The organism is Pantoea pleuroti (genome assembly GCF_014156615.1).
Classification (GTDB): Bacteria; Pseudomonadota; Gammaproteobacteria; order Enterobacterales; family Enterobacteriaceae; genus Pantoea; species Pantoea agglomerans.
Genome location: NZ_SBFD01000010.1, coordinates 12,497 through 32,906 on the forward strand (window position 1 = coordinate 12,497; position 20,410 = coordinate 32,906).

Here is a 20,410-nt window from a genome sequence, read left to right on the forward strand (position 1 = left end):
ACACAGGTTCAGCATTTCGTCAGATGAATGCAAGCAAACCCATTAATTAAACTTTACAAAAGCGTGCGCAATCACACTCCTTCAACGATTTCGGATTAGCCTCATCCTCTCCACCCTCCCCATCCTCCTCCGCTAATTCTTTGCAGGAGGATGAGCGAGGGTTTCCGCGCGGGCAGACTGTCGCCACATTGACCCATTTTCCGTTTTTACAGGACATCAACCATGACACAGCCCGATTTCAACCCGATTCAGTTCAATGCTGCCCTGACCCGTCAGTGGCAGCGTTTTGGCCTGCGCGATGCGCAGGAGATGACCACGACACAGTGGTGGCAGGCACTCAGCGGTGCGCTGGCCGATATGCTGGCCGCGCAGCCTGCTCCCCCGGCCCCGACAGAACTACGCCATGTTAACTATCTGTCGATGGAGTTTTTGATCGGTCGCCTGACCGGCAACAACCTGCTGAACCTGGGCTGGTATGACGCGGTCAACGAGGCCCTGGCCGCCTGGGATATTTCACTCACGGACGTGCTGGAAACCGAAACCGACCCGGCGCTGGGTAATGGCGGCCTGGGTCGTCTGGCAGCCTGTTTCCTGGATTCCATGGCGAATGTGGGTCAGCCCGCTACGGGCTACGGTCTGAACTATCAGTACGGTCTGTTCCGGCAGCGCTTCGAACAGGGCGCGCAGATTGAAGGCCCGGATGACTGGCAACGCGATCGCTATCCGTGGTTTAACCATAACGCCGCGCTTAACGTGCGGGTCGGACTGGGCGGTAAAGTGGTGACGGTTGAGGGTCAGCCACAGTGGCAACCGGCCTTTGAACTGCTCGGTGAAGCCTGGGATCTGCCGGTGGTGGGTTATCAGAATGGTATCAGCCAGCCACTGCGTCTTTGGCAGGCGAAACATGCCCAGCCGTTTAACCTCAGTCGCTTTAACGACGGCGACTTTCTGCGCGCAGAGCAACAGGGTATTGATGCTGAAAAACTCACCAAAGTGCTCTACCCCAATGACAATCATCAGAATGGTAAAAAACTGCGTCTGATGCAGCAATATTTTCAGTGCGCCTGCGCACTGGCTGACATTCTGCGTCGCCATCATCGGGCAGGACGCAGCATCGAAACCCTGGCCGATCATGAAGTGATCCAGCTTAATGACACCCATCCAACGCTGGCCATCCCGGAGCTGATGCGTCTGCTGCTGGATGAGCATCAGCTGAGCTGGGATCGCGCCTGGCAAATCACGCAGCACACTTTTGCCTATACCAACCACACCCTGATGCCGGAAGCGCTGGAGTGCTGGGATGTGCGTCTGGTGCGCAGCCTGCTGCCGCGCCATATGATGATCATCAATACCCTTAACGCGCAGCTAAAAACGGCTGTCACGGCGCGCTGGCCGGACGATGAAGCGAAGTGGGCCAGACTGGCGCTGGTGCATAATAACCAGCTGCGGATGGCGAACCTCTGCGTGACCAGCGGGTTCGCGGTCAACGGTGTGGCGGCGCTGCACTCGAAACTGGTGGTGCAGGATCTCTTCCCGGAATATCACCAGATGTGGCCGGAGAAATTCCACAACGTGACCAACGGCATTACGCCGCGCCGCTGGATCAATCAGTGCAACCCGGCGCTGAGTGCCCTGATCACCCGGACATTGCAAAAACCCTGGCTGAACGATCTCGATGCCTTGCAGGGGCTGGAAGCGTTTGCGGATGACGCCGCCTTCTGCGCGGAATATCGCGCCATTAAGCAGCAGAACAAAGTCGCGCTGGCGCACTGGGTGAAACAGCGGACCGGCATTGAGATTGACCCCACTGCGCTGTTTGACGTACAGATCAAACGACTGCATGAGTACAAACGTCAGCATCTGAGCCTGCTGCACATCATTGCGCTGTGGCAGACGCTGGTCACCGATCCACAGGCTAACCGGACGCCGCGCGTGGTGCTGTTTGGAGCCAAAGCCGCGCCCGGCTATGCACTGGCGAAAAACATCATCTATGCCATCAACAAAGTGGCCGGGGTGATCAATCAGGATCCCCGCATCGGTGACCGTCTGAAAGTCGTGTTTATTCCCGATTACAACGTCTCCGTCGCCGAGCGGCTGATTCCCGCCGCCGACCTTTCCGAGCAGATCTCCACTGCCGGTAAAGAAGCGTCCGGCACCGGGAATATGAAGCTGGCGCTGAATGGCGCACTGACCATCGGCACACTGGATGGAGCGAACGTTGAGATCGCTGAGCAGGTCGGCAGCGAAAACATCTTTATCTTCGGGCATACCGTGGAGCAGGTGGTGGCGTTAAAAGCCAGTGGCTATGCTCCGGCGCAGTGGCGTAAAAAAGATCCGCAGCTCAATCAGGTCTTACAGGTGCTGGAAGATGGCACCTTCAGCCAGGGCGACTGCCACGCCTTTGATGCGATGTTGCAGAGTCTCGGCCCGGAAGGCGGTGATCCTTATCTGGTACTGGCTGACTTCCAGCCCTACCTTGACGCACAGGCGCAGGTAGAAGCGCTGTGGAGCGATCAGGAGGCCTGGACACGTGCCACCATCCTTAATACCGCACGCTGTGGCATGTTCAGCTCCGATCGCGCTATCCGCGATTACCAGCAGCGCATCTGGCAAGCGAAACGCTAAGGAACGCCATGAAAACAGATCCGGTTATGGACGATTTCTCCCGGGCGGGCATCGCTGCTGAGTTCATCAATGCTCACGGTAAGCCACAGGCGATCCCGACTCTGACCCGCCAGCGTTTGCTGGCGGTGATGCAGCCTTCCCATTCGCTGAGCACGCCGCTGCCACCGGTAGTGATTTTTCGCAGCGGCGATCTGCTGAGCCTGTCGCCACAGCTCGCTGACGATGCCCACTGGCATCTCACCAGTGAAGCGGGTGAAATCAGCTCAGGTCGCTGCCAGCCCGCTCAGCCGCTGCATCTGCCGCCGCTGCCGGAAGGCTATCATCAGCTGACGCTGCAACAGGGCGCGCAGCAGTGGTCGTGCCGGATAATAATTGCCCCGGCCCGCTGTTATGAACCCCCGGCCCTGCTGGCAGGTGAGTCATTATGGGGCGCCTGCGTGCAGCTCTATACCCTGCGTTCGGCGGAAAACTGGGGAATAGGCGACTTTGGCGATCTGCGCCGGATGCTGCCGGAGGTCGCTGCACGCGGCGGCGCGTTTATCGGTCTTAACCCTATCCATGCGCTGTTCCCCTCCAGCCCGGAGAGTGCCAGCCCTTACAGCCCCTCGTCCAGGCGCTGGCTCAATGTGCTCTACATCGATGTGGGTGCAGTCACTGATTTCCGGCAGAGCGCTGCCGCTCAGGCCTGGTGGCATCGTCCGGAAACAGAGCAGGCGCTGGAGCAGGCTCGCGCAGCAGAATGGGTCGATTATGCGGCGGTGACCCGGCTGAAAATTGACGGGCTGAGGCTGGCGTGGCCGCAGTTTACTCAGCGTGACGCCAGCGATCCCGAGGTGCAGGCGTTTAATAGATTTATACGTGAAGGAGGCGAGAGTCTTCAGCATCAGGCGCTGTTTGATGCGCTGCACGCCGATCAGATAGCGCAGGATAGTGAGCGCTGGGGCTGGCCGGTGTGGCCGGAGGCGTTGCAGGATCCCGGCAGTCCGGCCGTGCAGGCCTTCCTGCAACAGCACGCCGATCAGTTGCGCTTCTGGCTCTGGCTGCAGTGGCTGGCCGCGAAGCAGTTTGCCGACTGCTGGGACATCTGCCAGCAGCAGCAGATGCCGATTGGACTTTACCGCGATCTGGCGGTGGGTGTTGCGCAGGGTGGCGCAGAGACCTGGAGCGAGCGCGATCTCTACTGCATGGATGCCAGCATCGGTGCGCCGCCCGATATTCTCGGCCCGCGCGGCCAGGACTGGGGATTGCCGCCCATGGATCCGCAGGTGATGCGTCAGCGCGCCTGGGAGCCATGGATCGCCCTGCTGCGCGCCAGCATGCGCCACTGCGGCGCACTGCGCATTGACCATGTGATGGCGCTAATGCGGCTGTGGTGGATTCCGGCAGGTGAGCGTGCCATGCACGGTGCCTACGTGCACTATCCCATCGACGATCTGCTGGCGATTCTGGCGCTGGAAAGTCAGCGTCATCGCTGCATGGTAATTGGTGAAGATCTCGGTACCGTGCCGGAAGCGATTGTCGGTAAGCTGCGGGACGGCGGGGTCTACTCCTATAAGGTGCTCTATTTTGAGCAGGAGTCAGGCCAGCGTTTTCGTCCGCCCGCCGAATGGCCACGGCAGGCAATGGCGGTCGCGACCACTCACGATCTTCCGACGCTGCGTGGCTGGTGGCAGAGCGATGATTTGACCACTGGCGCGCAACTCGGCCTCTATCCCGACAAGGTGGTGCTGGCCGGGCTGTATCAGGATCGGCTGCGGGCGAAGCAGGCGCTGCTGCAGAGTCTGCATCGCGTTGGTGTCCTGCCAAAACGTGCCGGACGCGATGCATGTCGCACCGGCATGAGCAAGGCATTAAACCGGGCGATGCAGCGCTATCTGGCTGATAGTCACAGCGCCCTGCTGGGACTGCAACCGGAGGACTGGCTGGATATGGCGACGCCGGTCAATATTCCGGGCACCAGCGATGAATATCCGAACTGGCGACGCAAGCTCAGCGCCACGCTTGAAACGCTGTTCAGCGATCCTGCCACTGACACGCTGCTGCGTGATCTGACGGCACGCCGGAAGCGACTACTGCGCAATTGAAGGTTAATGCGCGACTCAGACGCGTCTCTGACGCAGCCTGTTTTACATAATTTTCAGTTATTACAGCGTGCGGGACGGCAACGGCTCGCACGCTGCTACTGTAATCAGCGCCTCTCAACAGTGATAAGATATCCCTGAGTACGAGCGTCTGAAAACCAAACCGTATTCTGTTCAGGATTTAATGAGCTTAAGAATTTGTATTCGCCCAATCCTGAGATTGCTTTAACAGCAAAGCCCTGCAATCAGGATCTCTGTAACAAAAAAAGGTGCGCCGCAGCGCACCAGATGGAACAACATCAGTATTGTCGGGGTAGCTTCACCCCTTGCCTTTAACACTACTGATAAAGGTCTGCCGGGCAGAGGTGGAACCCAGCCGCTCGGCTTCATCCAGCAGTTTCAGCGCCTTATCAATATTACCGCTGTTCACCGCCTGTCTGATCTTCTGGTTAAAGTAACTCTCGGTATCGCTCATGATCGGTTCCGCACGGGCTTTTGGCGCGGGCGCTGCTGCGGGTGCAGGCGCCGGTGCTGCGCTGTACGCTGCCGCAGGTGCGGTATTGCCGACGGTCACCGCGCTCGGGCCGGATGAACCAAACAGCGGCCCGACCAGAATGGATGAACCGGAGCTGGTCTGCATCTTCAGCTTGATTGTCCCTTCCCGGCTGTGGCGGGCGACGGGATCGGGGATATCCGGTACCGCATGACCGGTGCCCTGGGCGTAGGCCTTGGCCGGGTCAAGCAGCGTGGTGGTTTGTGTCAGATCGCTGTCGGTGGTGAACAGCAGCAGGTAGATTTTTTGCTGACCCAGCGCCGGGGTTAATTTCATCACCCCTTCCAGCCGATCTGCCGCCATCACGCCCGGCTTCTGATAGGTAAAGTAGCGGCTGGGGAACCAGGCCGCAGGACGCAGGTTTTCATCAAGCACCAGCACGTTCGGTGCGAAAACCTGACCGTTCGCCACTTCACTGCTCAGCGTCAGCGTCAGTTCGCCGATATTGGCGGGCAGACTGTAGGCCGCGACCGGACCGGCAATGTGTGGCGCATTCAGCGTCTGTCCGCTGTTAGCAAGTTTTGTGGTCTGTGTCTGAGAAGCAGCCAGCGGTTGCCAGCTCAGGCGTTGCAGTGTCTCGGGTTCCACGACCGGTGCGGACGAGAGATCCTGCGGCACCAGATTGACATCCGCCAGGGCGGGAAGCGCGTGTCCTGTCAGTAACGCCGCACTCAGGCAGAGTGCAGCCAGTTTTTTCATTTTCATTATGTCTACCTTATTGCAGGTCGCGGCGTGAACCAGGCAATGGCACACCGCGACCAAAGAGATCCATCAGGCGCAGGCGCGCCCGTCAGAAAAGGTGCTGGCTTACCACCAGATTTCCATCTGCGCGCCGAAGGTCACTTCATCGTCTTTACCACGGCTGTTGGTCAGGATGCCGTTGCCGCTGGTGTCCGCAGAGGCGAAGGTGGTGAGATCGCCTGAGTTATCTTTGTTGTAACCCCACTTTTCATCCCATTTGGCGTAGGTCGCGAACAGACGCAGAGCCGGACGTGACCAGATGCTGTCGCCCGCCTGCCACTGCTGCGCCAGCGTTACTTTGTACTGGCCGTTGCGCTCGTTAGCCTGCTGCGATTTGACGTTGTCGTAGCCCAGTTCCAGCAACGTGCTCATAATCGGCGTCCATTTGTACATCGGACGCACACCCACGGTGTACCACTCGGTGCCGCGGTTGTTGTCCAGATCGATGTTCTGGTACATAGCGACGTACATCAGATCCCAGCGTTCGGCCAGTGAGATCGCACCGTGGTCGAGGATGCGATACATGTCACCATTGTTGTTGAGGCTGGTGCCCTGCGGCACGCCTTTGCCCTGAGAGGTCAGCGCATCGGTGGCATATTGCAGCACGAATTTGTTGTAGCCCTTCAGCATGCTCTGGGTATGTTCAGCAGTGAACATCCAGCCATCTTTGGAGGCACCCTCTTCCAGACGATAGTCGTCACGGGCGTTGGCACGACCGTAGTCGACACCCAGCTCCAGCACGCCGTTGGTGTTGGTTTCCAGACCGGCCAGACGCACATCAAACACGTCGTTAGCAGTGCTGGTGGCGAAGTCACGGATACGATCGCTGGAGAAGGTGTAAGAGCCGCCCGCTTCAGACGAACGGGTTGCGGCGAAAGAGAGTTTACCAAAGCCAAGATCGACATCTTCCAGACCGGCACCTGGGCCCGAGATATCCCAGTAGTAGAAGTCGATCATATGGACGTCATGACGCTGGTAGAAACGCTTACCGGCCCAGATGGTAGAGCCTGGCAGCGCGTCTATCAGGTTTTTACCTTTTACGTTGGCTTCACGGAAGGCGGGTGATGTGGCTTCCCAGTCATTCTGCTGTGCCACGGAGTAAGCCACGTTGGTGTCGAAATAGAAGCTTTTGTCGCCCTCTTTCCACACTTCCTGGCCTAACTTCAGTTCGGCGTAGGTTTCACATTCGTTGCCCAGACGGTATTTACTTTGGGCGCCGGTGGCCTGGAAACATTGCTGTTCACCACCGCTGCCGGTCCAGCCAATGCCGGAACGGGCGTATCCGGTAAAATCAACCGCCATCGTCGGGGCGGAGAGGGTTCCCACCGCGACGGCAACGGCGATGGGAAGTTTGCGCAGAGTTAACATTTTCTATCTCCTGAGGTCATTGCTTTTATTGTTTTTGGCAGGGCTATACACCCGGCTCCTGATACAGCCTGCGGCACGCGCTCCCGTCCTCGCGGAACAGGTGACAACGCTCGGGCGGCAGGCCAATACCGAGGATGGCGCCCTCTTTTACCAGCACGACGTCCTCCTGGCGGTAGACCAGGTTCTGACGGATAGCGGGAATCTCGATGTGGATCTGTGTTTCATGCCCCAGCTGTTCCACCACCTGCACTTCCCCTTCCAGGGTGACGTCGGCGATATCGCTGGAGAGCAGATGTTCCGGGCGAATACCCAGTGACATGTTGCTGCCGACCTGTACACCGGCGCTGTCAACCGGCAGCCAGACCAGCTGCTGATTCGGCAGCCGCACCTGAACCTGATCGATGGCGGTGGCGGTCACTTTGACCGGCAGGAAATTCATTTTTGGTGAGCCGATAAAACCGGCGACAAAGCGGTTGGCGGGATAGTGGTACAGCTCAAGCGGCTTGCCGACCTGCGCAATACGTCCGGCGTCCAGCACCACGATTTTGTCGGCCAGCGTCATCGCTTCGATCTGATCGTGGGTCACGTAAATCATGGTGCGCTTCAGGCGCTTATGCAGACGGGAGATCTCAATCCGCATCTGAACGCGCAGCGCGGCGTCAAGGTTCGACAGCGGTTCATCCAGCAGGAAGACGCGCGGTTCCGCCACCAGCGTGCGGCCAATCGCCACGCGCTGACGCTGCCCGCCAGAGAGGGCTTTAGGCCGGCGATCGAGCAGATGCGCCAGTTGCAGAATCTCCGCCACCTGATTGACCCGCTGATGGATCTCCGCTTTTTTCACCCCGGCCAGTTTCAGGCCAAAAGACATGTTCTCCGCCACCGACAGATGGGGATAGAGCGCATAGGACTGAAACACCATGCCGATGCCGCGTTCGGCAGGTGGCACTTCATTCATGCGCCGGTCGCCGATTAACAGCTCGCCGCTGGTGATAGTCTCCAGTCCGGCAATCATGCGCAGCAGCGTCGATTTGCCACAGCCTGATGGGCCGACGAAAACAACAAATTCCCCTTCACGAATAGTGAGATCGATATCTTTCGACACCACCGTATCGCCCCAGGCTTTCGTGACATTGCGTAACACAACGCTCGCCATGATCCCTTCCCTCTTAGCTGCATAGTCGTGTCTGCCCAGCGGCAGACGAGTTCCGGGGCTCACTATGCAAGAGGAAACAGACGGTAACATCCTCCACCGCAATGCAATCCACTGGGGGAGGAGGCGGGAGGAGGAGAAACGCGGGCTGACGCCGCGGCCCGCACGCTGCCGTGCTTTTTTGTGATCGCTAACGCAGACCCGCAGGAATTTTTGCCGCGTAAGCGCCCGGTTAAGGGGCGTTTTGCCAGCGCGATCACAGCGGCAGGCCGAGGGGCGTAGAGCAGAGGAGGATGAGAAGCCCTGGCGGATAAGCACAATGATGCCGGTACAGCATTCACCACTTCCGCTAACAGGATGGATTTATGACGATGAAAACCGGAGCAAGAATTCTGGCCCTTTCAGCCCTCTCTGCCGTGCTCTTTTCGGCCAGCGCGATGGCAAAAATTGAGGAAGGTAAACTGGTCATCTGGATCAACGGTGACAAGGGCTACAACGGCCTTGCCGAAGTGGGTAAGAAATTTGAGCAGGAGACCGGCATCAAAGTTACGGTCGAACATCCTGACAAAATGGAAGAGAAGTATCCGCAGGTCGCAGCGACCGGCGATGGCCCGGATATTATCTTCTGGGCACATGACCGTTTCGGCGGCTATGCGCAGTCCGGCCTGCTGGCTGAGATCACGCCGGATGCCAGCTTCCGCGAGAAGATTTTCCCGTTCACCTGGGACGCGGTGCGCTTTGACGGCAAGCTGATTGGCTACCCGATTTCCGTTGAGTCACTGTCACTGATCTACAACAAAAAGCTGCTGCCGAACCCGCCAAAAACCTGGGAAGAGATCGCCGGTCTCGACAAGCAACTGCGCGCCAAAGGCAAAAGCGCCATCATGTTTAACCTGCAGGAACCCTACTTCACCTGGCCGCTGCTGGCCGCAGGCGGGGCTTACGCCTTTAAGCTCACCGACGGTCATTATGACGTGAAGGATGTCGGCGTCGATAACGCCGGAGCTAAGGCGGGTATGCAGTTCCTGGTCGATCAGGTTAAAGCCAAAACCCTGAATGCGGACACCGATTATTCGATTGCTGAGGCCGCCTTTAACAAGGGCGAAACCGCCATGACCATTAATGGTCCGTGGGCGTGGGGCAACCTCGACAAAAGCGGCATCGACTATGGCGTCACCGAATTGCCAACCCTGAACGGTAAACCGTCGAAAGCTTTTGTCGGCGTGCTGAGTGCCGGGATCAACGCCGCCAGTCCTAACAAAGAGCTGGCGAAAGAGTTCCTGGAGAATTATCTGCTGACTGACACCGGTCTGGAGGCGGTCAACAAAGATAAGCCGCTGGGTGCCGTGGCGCTGAAATCTTTCCAGCAGACGCTGGAAAAAGATTCGCGTATCGCCGCCACCATGAACAACGCCCGTCAGGGCGACATCATGCCGAATATCCCGCAGATGGCGGCATTCTGGTATGCGATGCGCACCGCCACCCTGAACGCGCTGGGCGGTCGTCAGAGCGTCGACGCCGCACTGAAAGATGCTCAGGCTCGTCTGAAGAAGTAATTCTCCCCTTGCAGCCGGGGCAACCCGGCTTGAGTGACCGTTAAGGAAAACCGCATCATGTCAGGAAAACCGAAAACGCGCAGTGTGCTGTTGAAAAGCGTTCTCATCGGGATCTGCTGTCTGCTGGTCGGCTATCTGCTGGTGCTGATGTACGCGCAGGGCGAATATCTGTTTGCGTTGCTGACGCTGATCCTCAGTGCGACCGGACTGTGGATTTTTGCTAACCGTCGCGCGTACGCGTGGCGTTATGTCTATCCCGGCGTGGCGGGAATGGCGCTGTTTGTGCTGTTCCCTCTCGCCTGCACGATTGCCATTGCCTTTACCAACTACAGCAGCAGCAACCAACTCACCTTTGAACGGGCGCAGCAGGTTTTGCTGGGCCGCACCTTCCAGTCGGGTGAAGCAGTCAGTTTTTCTCTGTTCCCGGCCGGCGATCGCTGGCAGTTAGTGCTGAACGATGGCAAAGACTATGTTTCACCGCCGTTTCAGTTTGGCGCTGAACAGACGCTGAAAATGACCCCTGCCGCACCACCGTCAGGTGAACGGGCGAACTTCAGAGCGATTACGACCCATCGTCAGGCACTGAGTCAGATCCGGGCGGAACTGCCGGATGGTCGTCAGTTGCGGATGAGTTCACTGCGCCAGTTCTCCGGCACCCAGCCACTCTATCGGGTTGGCGCGCAGGATGAGCTGATCAACCAGCAGAATAACGCGCGCTATCGCGCAAATCCGCAGACTGGTTTCTACCAGGCGATTAACGCCGACGGCAGTTGGGCGAACGAAACCTTAAGTCCCGGCTTTACCGTGAATACCGGCTGGAAAAACTTCGTGCGGGTGTTTACTGACGAAGGGATTCAGAAGCCGTTCCTGGCGATATTTGGCTGGACGCTACTCTTCTCGCTGATCACCGTGGTGCTGACCGTCGCGGTGGGCATGGTGCTGGCCTGTCTGGTGCAGTGGGAGGCGTTGCGCGGCAAAGCGGTCTATCGGGTGATGCTGATTCTGCCCTATGCCGTGCCTGCGTTTATCTCGATCCTGATTTTCAAAGGACTGTTTAACCAGAGCTTTGGTGAAATCAATGTGATGCTCAGCGCGCTGTTTGGCGTGAAGCCCGCCTGGTTCAGCGACCCGACGCTGGCGCGCACCATGCTGATTATCGTCAACACCTGGCTCGGTTATCCCTACATGATGATCCTCTGTATGGGGCTGCTGAAGGCGATTCCGGACGATCTCTATGAAGCCTCGGCGATGGACGGTGCGGGACCGCTGCAGAACTTCTTCCTGATTACCCTGCCGCTGCTGCTGAAACCACTGATGCCGCTGATGATCGCCAGCTTTGCCTTTAACTTTAATAACTTTGTGCTGGTGCAGTTACTCACCAACGGCGGGCCGGATCGCCTCGGCACCACCACGCCAGCCGGTTATACCGATTTGCTGGTGAACTACACCTGGCGCATCGCCTTTGAAGGCGGCGGCGGGCAGGACTTTGGTCTGGCTGCTGCCATTGCCACGTTGATCTTCCTGCTGGTGGGTGCGCTGGCGGTAATTAACCTCAAAGCCTCGCGGATGAAATTCGACTAAGCGCCTGGCCCGACAGGCGTCATGGTTGCAGGCAGTCCGGACGCAAAGAGCGCGGAACAATCGGAACCTGGGATGTGAGGATTGTGAGCACTGCCCGGGTTCAGACTGACAAATAAAATAGCCTGATGGACCAGGCTCTGAGGAGTTGTTATGGCTATGGTACAACCAAAATCGCAACGGCTGCGTCTGTTCACCACGCATCTGCTGCTGCTGTTATTTATCGCGGCGATTCTCTTTCCCCTGCTGATGGTGATTGCGATTTCGCTGCGTGCCGGGAACTTCGCCACCGGCAGCCTGATCCCGGAGCAGATCTCGTGGGAGCACTGGCGGCTGGCGCTGGGTTTCAGCGTGGAACATGCGGATGGCCGGGTGACACCGCCGCCCTTCCCGGTGCTGCTCTGGTTATGGAACTCCATCAAGATTGCAGCTATCAGTGCGCTGGGCATTGTGGCGCTCTCTACCACCTGCGCCTATGCGTTTGCCCGTATGCGCTTTACCGGCCGTGCCAGCCTGCTGAAAGGGATGCTGATTTTCCAGATGTTTCCGGCGGTGCTGTCGCTGGTGGCGCTCTATGCCCTTTTTGATCGTCTCGGCCAGTATCTGCCCTTTATCGGGCTGAATACCCACGGTGGGGTGATCTTCGCCTATCTGGGCGGTATCGCGCTGCATGTCTGGACCATCAAAGGCTATTTCGAAACTATTGACGGGTCACTGGAAGAGGCCGCTGCGCTGGATGGCGCAACGCCGTGGCAGGCGTTCCGGCTGGTGCTGCTGCCGCTGTCGGTGCCGATTCTGGCGGTGGTGTTTATTCTGGCGTTTATCGCTGCGGTGACTGAAGTGCCTGTCGCCTCGCTGCTGCTGCGCGATGTTAACAGCTACACCCTGGCAGTCGGGATGCAGCAGTACCTCAATCCGCAGAACTATCTATGGGGCGATTTCGCCGCCGCGGCGGTGCTCTCCGCGATTCCGATCACACTGGTTTTCCTGCTGGCGCAGCGCTGGCTGGTGAGCGGTTTAACCGCGGGCGGGGTGAAAGGCTAAAACGATCATCATTGTACGTTGCCACTACTTACACAACGCCTGTTGTGGTTGAAGGATTCGGCGGCCTGCGGGCCGCCTTTTTTATGCTAATCCGATTCCGACGCACGGCTGCCTGCCACCAGCGCCACAACCATGGCAGTGATCGCCTGCTCTCCTTCCGGTTTGCTGACATCGCCCCGTGCCACCGCGCCTGCGATGGCATCCGCGCCCCCCAGCAAGCCCCACATGCCTGCTTCCGGAATACCGCTGCTGCCTGCCAGAGGGGCAAACCAGCGCTGACAGCGGGCGATGAAATCGAGCTGATAGTGGCGTTTGACGGCAGCCAGTTCCGGTGAGGTGCTGAGCGCTGACAGCAACTCAGGAATCTCACGCCCCTCGGTCATCACACAATCCACATAACAGGCCGCAAGCACTTCCGCTTTTTGTTGCATCACCATCGGTGCGGCATTCATCGCCGCTTCCATCTTTTCGGTCTGGCGACGATCAAAATCGTCATACAATGCCGCCAGCAATCCATGACGGGTGGTGAAGTGGTCATAAACCACCGGTTTACTGACCCCCGCCGCGTCGCCGACTCTGGCCAGCGTCAGTGCCTCGCTGCCTTCGGTTTGCATTATCTGCCACGCGACGTCTGATAACTGCCTGCGTCGTGCTTCGCGTGACAGACGCTTACGGGGTGTTTTTTCAACGGTCATGTTTTTCCTGATGGGCGAACAGACGCTGGCCCAGTTGATGCGCCAGCTGATAGTGTGACTCAGGATAACCTTCATCGCCGCTAAGCAACAGTTCACTGGTCACCACCGGCGCACCGCAATAGTCAAAGATGCCGTGATCGATCTGATTCCGCATGCTGGCGAAATAGCCGCGCCGCAGAAAGGTTCGGGTATCCGCCGCGCCAATCGCAACCAGATGCACGGGAAGATGGCCGAGGCGTTTTACGATATGGTCATCCTGCTCATCAAAGGCCCAGCCCGCGATGAAGACGCGGTCTATCCAGCCTTTAAGCTGTGCCGGAAATGACCACCAGTAGACCGGATAGACCAGCACCAGCGCATCGGCACGATCCAGCCGCTGCTGTTCTGCCAGCACATCGGGCGGCGTCGGCACCAGGCCGTTGAAATGTCTGTGATCGCTGAGCGTAAAACGCGGATCAAACCCTTCTGCTGCAAGATCGGCCTGTTCAGCCGTATGGTGGCCTGTCGCGATAATGCCCTGCGCCAGCTGGTCCGCCACGCGGTGGGTGTGAGCGTCCTGATTAGGATGGGAAGTCACTATTAATGCATGCATCGTCGTCACCTTACCTGATTAGCCATTAAGCTACTAAAGGTAAGTTACTATTGGTAGGTTAGCAAGCGACAATGTCTGAACGATTCGCTGACCGCATTTACTGTTTAAACGAAGCCGTCACCAGCAAGGCCTGCTCCAGCAGATGCTGATCGAACGTAAAGGGAAGATGCGCCAGGCTGGCAGAGGGGAAATGGATCTGCTGCGCAATCTGTCTCACCCTGTCCGCGTTAATCGCCGCAGGCAGCGTCAGGGGCGAGTGGAAACGGCGCAGCAACGCCAGCAGTTCAGGCTCTACCTGCTTACCCTGCTGTTCAATCCAGGATTGTACCAGCAAGCTGAAGCCGACCTTTTCGCCATGCAGCCAGTGATGCAGTTCCGGCTGGTGAGTCAGACGATCGTGGATGATATGGGCAAAGCCGGGGGTCGCCATCGCATCCTGAATACTGTTAGCCAGCCCCGCCAGCACAATGTTGGCTTCAATCACTTTCTCCAGCGCCGGGGTGACCTGCTGCCTGATGTTATCGGCCACCGCCGTTTCGCCCCAGCGTTTCAGCACCGTAACCGCCTGCCAGGCGGCTGCGACTTTAAGATCCAGCGCCAGCTGGTGCGGCGTCTGTCGCTGATAAGGCTCAAATTCAAACCATTTGGCCAGCGCATCCACGATCCCGGCCCGCAGATAGCGTACCTCGCTGCGGGCGATGACCTCGCTGTCCACCAGAATCCGCTCCGGCATGGCATTTAGCGGCTGGCTGCGCAGATGGCCGCCGCGCTCATCATAGATAATTGCCAGCGGAGACCAGGCGGCACAGGTGGCGGCCAGCGTGGCGAAGTTAACCAGCCGGATATCCGGCAGCGCATCGTTGACCGCTTTGGCGCAGTCCAGAACCCGCCCGCCGCCGACTGCCAGAATCAGGGTAGCGCCGTGCGTCTGCACCTGCTGTTGCAGGGCAGCAATCGCCGCATCGGTACACTCACCGGTCAGGGTGTCGAGCTGCCAGCGGATCCCCGCCTGTTCCAGACTTATGCTCATGTCAGGATTCACCGCCTGCCAGGCGCGCGGCGAGGTAAGGATGTGAATATGCGAGGCAAGCGGCCGGATAATTTCTCCCACCCCGGCCCGCAGCCCTGGCCGTTGCAGATAGCCTTGTGGCGACATCACGCGAAACATGGTTGCTCCTTATCGACGATATGCCAGCGAGCGCACCAGCCGGTCGCCGAGTTTCTGAATCAGCATCACCAGCGCCAGCAGCACCACAATGGTGGCCGCCATGATTTGGTTATCGAAGCGCTGATAACCGTAGCGAATTGCCAGATCGCCCAGCCCGCCACCGCCAACCACACCCGCCATCGCCGAGAAGCCAATCAGCATCACAATCGTCAGGGTAACGCCCGCCACCAGCGCGGGAAGCGCTTCCGGCAGCAGCACACGGCTGACGATATGCCACAGGGTGCCGCCCATTGATACCACCGCTTCTATACGGCCGCGGTCGACCTCATCCAGCGCGTTCTCCACGATGCGGGCAAAAAAGGGAAATGCCCCCAGCGTAATCGGCACAATGGCGGCAGTGCTGCCCAGCGTGGTGCCGACCAGCAGACGGGTAAAGGGGATCAGCGCAATCAGCAGCACCACAAACGGCAAGGCGCGTCCGGTATTTACCAGCGTATTCAGCAGCAGTGAAATCGCGCGATTGGGCAGAATGCCTTTTGGCCGGGTCAGAAACAGCAGCACGCCCACCGGTAGCCCTATCGCGACCGTGAAAAGGGCCGCCAGCAACACCATGTACAATGTTTCGCCAGTGGCGTTCAGCAGCAGTTCCTGAAACCGCTCACTACTCATGCTACGCATCGGGTTAATGCCTCACGCTGATATTTTTCGATAAACGCCCGGTCTGCTTCGCCATCCTTCAGCAGCATTTTGCGCAGACGTCCCTCTTCACGTCCCATGATCTGGCTCAGGCTGCCGCTCTCAACCAGCTGGCCATTTTCAAGCAGCGCCGCTCCGTCACAAATCCGCTTCACCACCGCCATTTCATGGGTGATCAATACAATGGTGATATTGAGCTGCTGCTGAATATCGGCCAGCAGATCGAGAATCGAGGTGGTGGTTTCGGGATCCAGCGCGCTGGTCGCCTCATCACACAGCAGATAACGGGGTCGGGCGGCCAGCGCGCGGGCGATGCCGACGCGCTGTTTCTGTCCACCGGAGAGCTGCGACGGCCAGGCCGCCGCAAAAGAGGCCAGACCCACCAGTTTCAGCAGCGATGCGACCCGCTCGCGGCGTTCAACTGCAGGCACACCGGCAATCTCCAGCGCCAGATCGACGTTGTCCTGCACGTTGCGCGAATGCAGCAGATTGAAGTGCTGGAAGATCATCCCCATCTGCTGTCGCTGCTGACGCAGTTGCGCCAGGCTCATCGCGGCGAGATCCTGCCCGTCGATTTCAATCAGGCCGCTGGTGGGACTCTCCAGCCGATTGAGGCAGCGCAATAGTGTACTTTTGCCCGCTCCGCTCCGGCCGAGGATGCCAAAGATGGTCCCCTCTTCGATGGTGAGTGAGATGTCCTCTAACGCTGGCGCAGATGCGCCAGGATACTGTTTGCTGAGATGACTGAGTTTAATCATGCTGCTGGTCCGCGACCGGAATCACTGAGCCCTGATAATTTTTACGGATAAACTCCGCTACCTGCGGCGAGCGCAGATCTTTCGCCAGCTGTAACACGCGGGGATCTTTCGCCAGTTCTGGCGTCGTTACCAGCAGGTTGGCGTAGGGATTATGTGCTGCAGACTCCAGTCCCAGCGCATCTTTCGCCGGGGTCAGACCGGCTTCCAGCGCGTAGTTGCCGTTGATAATTGCGGCATCCACATCATCCAGCGAGCGTGGCAGCTGTGGCGACTCAATCTCAACGATCTTAATTTTCTTCGGGTTCTCACTGATATCTTTCGGCGTCACCAGCGTCGAACCCGTTTCACCCTGCGCGTTGAGTTTGATCACCCCTTTGTCCTGCAACAGCCAGAGTGCGCGGCTCAGGTTAGTGTTGTTGTTCGGTACCGCAATGCTGGCCCCTTCAGGTAGCGCCGCTAAACTTTTCACCTTACGCGAATAGATACCCAGCGGCTCGATGTGAACACTGGCGGCCACGGCAAAGGTTTTCCCCAGCGCCTTCTCCTGATCTTTCAGGTAAGGCAGATGCTGGAAGTAGTTGGCATCCACATCCCCGGCGGCCAGTAGCTCATTGGCATTCACGCCCCCGCTCAGCTCAACAATTTTGAGATCCAGTTTCGGGTCCAGGGTTTTGACATACTCCAGGATTTCCGCATGGGGCAGCGGATCGGCCGCTACGCGCAGCGGCGCGGCCTGTAAACTCTGGGCAATCAGCAGTGAAAGACCGGCCAGGGTCAGAAAGCGCTTTTTAATCATCATCATTTATCTCTTATCGTTATCAGTGGGTGTTGTGTTCAGGGTAGAAACGCCGGGCGACTTCCGGATGCGAACGCAACCGGCCTTTAAGGTAGTTCCAGCCCACTTCGCGCAGCAGCGGGTTAAGCGGATCGCTGCTCGGTCCCTGTGCCAGTTCAGCCAGTTGAGGAGGCAGTTGATAGATCGGCACCACGGCGTCGAGTTGTGCGCCAAGGAAAAAGGCGATGGATAAGCGTTCGCTGCTCTGCGGTGGCGACACCACACGATGCACAGTCGCGCGCAGATAACCGTTGGTCGCCAGCTCCAGCAGCTCGCCAATGTTCACCACAAACGCGCCCAGCAGTGGTGAGGCATCGATCCAGTTGTCCGGCGTCACTTCCACCTGTAAGCCCGGCTGGTCATCCTGCAGTAACATCGTCAGAAAGCCTGAATCTTTGTGCGCGCCAACCCCCTGGCGTGATTCACCCTCCGTGCGGCCCGGATAACGGATCAGTTTGATATGTTCGTTGGGATAGTCGCCATAGAGGTTATCGAAGGCGTTGCGCGGCAGATTCAGTGCCCCGGCAAAGGCGCGCAGCAGCTCCAGCGCCACCGCTGTCATCTGCTGCTGCCAGCGGGTGACCACCGTTTGCAGTTCAGGTAAGGCTTCAGGCCACTGATTCGGCCCCTGCATCCGTTGCCAGGTGGGTGAATCGGCGGTAACGGGCAGCGCTTCCCGTTCCGCACCAATATCAAACTGCTCGCGATAGTCGGGCTGGCTGCGGGTTATTTCCACGCCCGCCAGGTTATAGCCGCGAAAATGCGGCGAGTTAGCCATCGCCACCGCGGATTTATCCGCCTGTGGCAGGGCAAAAAATTTCCGCGCGACGTGCTGAACCTCATCTAATAATTCACGGTCAATGCCGTGATTGATTAAATAGAAGAAGCCGACATCACGCGCGGCCTGGCTTAATTTTTCCAGGACCTGCTGCTGCTGCTGTTGATTACCTGACAATAATGCGAAATCAATTACCGGCAATTCTGCTGTGGTTAACGCGCTCATGATTGACACTCTGTTGGCATGTAATCGCCTTACACTGCCATTTCGTTTATGCGTTAACTACCAACTAATCCTGCTATGGATATGCGACGGATGGGAATATCCCACCACGCCGCGGGCTATAAACCCGCAGATTACTCTGCGCCGGAGCTCATATATTTCGGTGGCTATTGCACTGCAAACCGAGCAAAAAAGATCCAGCTAAAAGAAGAGCCCTAACCGCACAATATTACCAAATATTCAGACCCGTAAGCAGGCGTGAATAAGTTCACTATGCTGGTTTTGTCAGTAAATGCAGTTATTTCGGCTAAAAACTTGCAAAAACTTACAATCGTAGTCTAGAGTTTACCGGCTGCGGTTTCTGCCGCTTCACTTAAAATTATTCGGCTTCTTATAGCTTTCATTTCCACGGTTTCTTCTGAACATTGTTTGCGGCTGCGAAAGCTATAAGACTCCTTCATTGATGCACCTGAGGAGAATATGGACACCAGAAACTCATCGTCTGAACACCCAAAGAAACATTTCTGGAACAGGAAGCAAAAAGAGCTGACTGTTGACGACATTACCGTAATCGACAACGACATGCTGAAGCGGGCAGTTGGCGCGGCTGCGTTAGGTAATGCGATGGAATGGTTCGACTTTGGCGTATACAGCTATCTCGCCGTGATCATCGGCAAAGTCTTCTTCCCGGATGCCAACAACGCGGTGCAGCTGATCGCCACCTTTGGTACGTTTGCGGCGGCCTTCCTGGTCCGTCCGATTGGCGGCCTGGTATTTGGCCCGCTGGGTGACCGCATCGGACGGCAGAAAGTGCTGGCGATGACGATGATCATGATGTCAATTGGTACGTTCTGTATCGGACTGATCCCGGCTTACTCTTCAATAGGCATCATGGCACCGATTCTGCTGCTGGTGGCACGTCTGATTCAGGGCTTCTCAACCGGCGGTGAATATGGCGGCGCAGCGACCTTTATCGCGGAGTACTCCACCGATAAACGCCGTGGCTTTATGGGCAGCTTCCTGGAATTCGGCACTATCGGCGGTTATCTGATGGGTGCCAGCCTGGTCACGGTGATGACCACCGTGATGTCGAATGAGGCGATGATGTCCTGGGGCTGGCGCGTGCCGTTCTTTATCGCCGCGCCGCTGGGCCTGTTTGGTCTTTATGTGCGACTGAAGCTGGAAGAGACTCCGGCTTTCCAGCAGCACATGGAAAAACAGGAAGCGCTGGAGCAAAGCAAGCCGCGTCTGACGCTGATGCAGATGCTGAGCAAATACCGCGCACCGATGATGAAATGTATCGGTCTGGTGCTGCTGTTTAACGTCTCTAACTACATGCTGACCTCGTACATGCCGAGCTATCTGACCGGCGTGCTGGGTCTGCCAGAGTTAAGTGGCCTGCTGCTGGTGATGGTGGCGATGTTCGTAATGATGCCGCTGACGCTGCTGTGGGGTCGCTGGACTGACCGCATCGGTCGTCGTCCGGTAATTGCGTTTGGTGCTGTGGGTCTGATCCTGCTCGCCATCCCAAGCTTTATGCTGATCGGGTCCGGTAATATGTGGGCGGTATTTGGCGGCCTGATGATTCTGGGTGTACTGCACACCTGCTTCAGCGGCACTATGCCTTCGACACTGCCCGCGCTGTTTACTACCGATATCCGTTACAGTGCGCTGGCCATCGGCTTCAACCTGTCGGTTTCGCTGTTTGGGGGTACGACACCGCTGATTACCGCGTGGCTGGTGGATACCACTAAAAACAATATGATGCCGGCTTACTACATGATGGGCGCGGGCGTGATTGGCCTGCTCACTATCCTGACGGTACGTGAAACGGCCCGTCAACCACTGACCGGTTCATCCCCGGCGGTGGCGACCAAAGCGGAAGCGCATCGCCTGATCGACAAGCTGCGTAAGCGGCACAAGCCATCAGCGACCGCCGCGAAATAATTGCTCTGACACCCTGCTCTGCA

16 protein-coding genes are annotated in these 20,410 nt (G+C 57.9%); 6 read left to right on the forward strand and 10 right to left on the reverse strand.

Annotation, left to right across the window (positions count from 1 at the left end; genetic code table 11):
* Positions 1–222 precede the first annotated feature (222 nt).
* Positions 223–2,625: a maltodextrin phosphorylase gene (gene malP, locus EPG66_RS18910; protein ID WP_182687773.1), complete on the forward strand. Its 2,403-nt coding sequence runs from the start codon at positions 223–225 to the stop codon at positions 2,623–2,625.
* An 8-nt stretch (positions 2,626–2,633) separates the two neighbouring features.
* A complete protein-coding gene (malQ, locus tag EPG66_RS18915) occupies positions 2,634–4,709 on the forward strand; it encodes a 4-alpha-glucanotransferase (protein WP_182687775.1) in 2,076 nt (691 codons plus the stop codon).
* A gap of 316 nt (positions 4,710–5,025) precedes the next feature.
* Here malQ and malM read toward each other — a convergent pair whose 3' ends face one another.
* The 3 genes from malM to malK all read right to left on the reverse strand — a co-directional run bounded on the left by malM (position 5,026) and on the right by malK (position 8,521).
* Positions 5,026–5,964: a maltose operon protein MalM gene (malM, locus tag EPG66_RS18920; RefSeq protein ID WP_182687778.1), complete on the reverse strand. Its 939-nt coding sequence runs from the start codon at positions 5,962–5,964 to the stop codon at positions 5,026–5,028.
* Positions 5,965–6,066: 102 nt separating this feature from the next.
* Complete coding sequence (locus tag EPG66_RS18925; RefSeq protein ID WP_033760237.1) at positions 6,067–7,368, reverse strand: maltoporin; 1,302 nt, start codon at positions 7,366–7,368, stop codon at positions 6,067–6,069.
* A 43-nt stretch (positions 7,369–7,411) separates the two neighbouring features.
* Positions 7,412–8,521 (reverse strand): maltose/maltodextrin ABC transporter ATP-binding protein MalK, encoded by a 1,110-nt coding sequence (gene malK, locus EPG66_RS18930; RefSeq protein ID WP_031594250.1) that lies wholly within the window; start codon positions 8,519–8,521, stop codon positions 7,412–7,414.
* A gap of 362 nt (positions 8,522–8,883) precedes the next feature.
* Between malK and malE the strand changes: the two genes are divergently transcribed.
* The 3 genes from malE (at position 8,884) to malG (ending at position 12,696) form a co-directional block, all read left to right on the forward strand.
* Positions 8,884–10,074 (forward strand): maltose/maltodextrin ABC transporter substrate-binding protein MalE, encoded by a 1,191-nt coding sequence (gene malE / locus EPG66_RS18935; RefSeq protein WP_031594249.1) that lies wholly within the window; start codon positions 8,884–8,886, stop codon positions 10,072–10,074.
* Between the two features lie 57 nt (positions 10,075–10,131).
* Positions 10,132–11,655 (forward strand): maltose ABC transporter permease MalF, encoded by a 1,524-nt coding sequence (gene malF, locus EPG66_RS18940; protein ID WP_069026675.1) that lies wholly within the window; start codon positions 10,132–10,134, stop codon positions 11,653–11,655.
* Between the two features lie 150 nt (positions 11,656–11,805).
* The gene (gene malG, locus EPG66_RS18945) at positions 11,806–12,696 is read left to right on the forward strand and encodes a maltose ABC transporter permease MalG (protein ID WP_010247369.1); all 891 of its coding nucleotides are present in this window, start codon (positions 11,806–11,808) and stop codon (positions 12,694–12,696) included.
* Positions 12,697–12,782: 86 nt separating this feature from the next.
* Here the strand turns inward: malG and EPG66_RS18950 are convergent, their stop codons facing one another.
* The 7 genes from EPG66_RS18950 to EPG66_RS18980 all read right to left on the reverse strand — a co-directional run bounded on the left by EPG66_RS18950 (position 12,783) and on the right by EPG66_RS18980 (position 18,443).
* Complete coding sequence (locus EPG66_RS18950; RefSeq protein ID WP_062759185.1) at positions 12,783–13,391, reverse strand: TetR/AcrR family transcriptional regulator; 609 nt, start codon at positions 13,389–13,391, stop codon at positions 12,783–12,785.
* Entirely contained in the window at positions 13,381–13,983 is a 603-nt protein-coding gene (locus EPG66_RS18955; protein ID WP_069026673.1) for an NAD(P)H-dependent oxidoreductase, read from the reverse strand. The genes EPG66_RS18950 and EPG66_RS18955 overlap by 11 nt, the downstream gene beginning before the upstream one ends.
* 97 nt (positions 13,984–14,080) lie before the next feature.
* Positions 14,081–15,151, reverse strand: coding sequence for an iron-containing alcohol dehydrogenase family protein (locus tag EPG66_RS18960; RefSeq protein ID WP_182687780.1), 1,071 nt, complete (start codon positions 15,149–15,151; stop codon positions 14,081–14,083).
* 9 nt (positions 15,152–15,160) lie between these two features.
* On the reverse strand, positions 15,161–15,829 hold the full coding sequence (locus EPG66_RS18965) for a methionine ABC transporter permease (protein WP_022624728.1): 669 nt from the start codon (positions 15,827–15,829) through the stop codon (positions 15,161–15,163).
* Positions 15,817–16,605, reverse strand: coding sequence for a methionine ABC transporter ATP-binding protein (locus EPG66_RS18970; RefSeq protein WP_052259238.1), 789 nt, complete (start codon positions 16,603–16,605; stop codon positions 15,817–15,819). Before EPG66_RS18970 ends, EPG66_RS18965 begins: the two co-directional genes overlap by 13 nt.
* Positions 16,598–17,401, reverse strand: a complete 804-nt coding sequence (locus tag EPG66_RS18975) for a MetQ/NlpA family ABC transporter substrate-binding protein (protein ID WP_182687890.1) — start codon at positions 17,399–17,401, stop codon at positions 16,598–16,600. The genes EPG66_RS18970 and EPG66_RS18975 overlap by 8 nt, the downstream gene beginning before the upstream one ends.
* Positions 17,402–17,423: 22 nt before the next feature.
* Complete coding sequence (locus EPG66_RS18980; protein WP_182687782.1) at positions 17,424–18,443, reverse strand: isopenicillin N synthase family dioxygenase; 1,020 nt, start codon at positions 18,441–18,443, stop codon at positions 17,424–17,426.
* Between the two features lie 477 nt (positions 18,444–18,920).
* On the opposite strand from EPG66_RS18980, the gene proP reads away from it, so the two are divergent.
* Positions 18,921–20,387: a glycine betaine/L-proline transporter ProP gene (proP, locus tag EPG66_RS18985; RefSeq protein ID WP_031594435.1), complete on the forward strand. Its 1,467-nt coding sequence runs from the start codon at positions 18,921–18,923 to the stop codon at positions 20,385–20,387.
* The last annotated feature ends 23 nt before the right edge of the window (positions 20,388–20,410 follow it).

Excerpts from the sequence above, each read along its gene's own strand:
- malK (WP_031594250.1), bottom strand. The coding sequence starts at position 8,521 with ATGGCGAGCGTTGTGTTACGCAATGTCACGAAAGCCTGGGGCGATACG.
- EPG66_RS18970 (WP_052259238.1), bottom strand. The coding sequence starts at position 16,605 with ATGATTAAACTCAGTCATCTCAGCAAACAGTATCCTGGCGCATCTGCG.
- malP (WP_182687773.1), top strand. The coding sequence starts at position 223 with ATGACACAGCCCGATTTCAACCCGATTCAGTTCAATGCTGCCCTGACC.
- EPG66_RS18925 (WP_033760237.1), bottom strand. The coding sequence starts at position 7,368 with ATGTTAACTCTGCGCAAACTTCCCATCGCCGTTGCCGTCGCGGTGGGA.
- malM (WP_182687778.1), bottom strand. The coding sequence starts at position 5,964 with ATGAAAATGAAAAAACTGGCTGCACTCTGCCTGAGTGCGGCGTTACTG.
- proP (WP_031594435.1), top strand. The coding sequence starts at position 18,921 with ATGGACACCAGAAACTCATCGTCTGAACACCCAAAGAAACATTTCTGG.
- malQ (WP_182687775.1), top strand. The coding sequence starts at position 2,634 with ATGAAAACAGATCCGGTTATGGACGATTTCTCCCGGGCGGGCATCGCT.
- EPG66_RS18980 (WP_182687782.1), bottom strand. The coding sequence starts at position 18,443 with ATGAGCGCGTTAACCACAGCAGAATTGCCGGTAATTGATTTCGCATTA.
- EPG66_RS18955 (WP_069026673.1), bottom strand. The coding sequence starts at position 13,983 with ATGCATGCATTAATAGTGACTTCCCATCCTAATCAGGACGCTCACACC.
- malE (WP_031594249.1), top strand. The coding sequence starts at position 8,884 with ATGACGATGAAAACCGGAGCAAGAATTCTGGCCCTTTCAGCCCTCTCT.
- malF (WP_069026675.1), top strand. The coding sequence starts at position 10,132 with ATGTCAGGAAAACCGAAAACGCGCAGTGTGCTGTTGAAAAGCGTTCTC.
- EPG66_RS18975 (WP_182687890.1), bottom strand. The coding sequence starts at position 17,401 with ATGATTAAAAAGCGCTTTCTGACCCTGGCCGGTCTTTCACTGCTGATT.
- EPG66_RS18950 (WP_062759185.1), bottom strand. The coding sequence starts at position 13,391 with ATGACCGTTGAAAAAACACCCCGTAAGCGTCTGTCACGCGAAGCACGA.
- EPG66_RS18960 (WP_182687780.1), bottom strand. The coding sequence starts at position 15,151 with ATGTTTCGCGTGATGTCGCCACAAGGCTATCTGCAACGGCCAGGGCTG.
- EPG66_RS18965 (WP_022624728.1), bottom strand. The coding sequence starts at position 15,829 with ATGCGTAGCATGAGTAGTGAGCGGTTTCAGGAACTGCTGCTGAACGCC.
- malG (WP_010247369.1), top strand. The coding sequence starts at position 11,806 with ATGGCTATGGTACAACCAAAATCGCAACGGCTGCGTCTGTTCACCACG.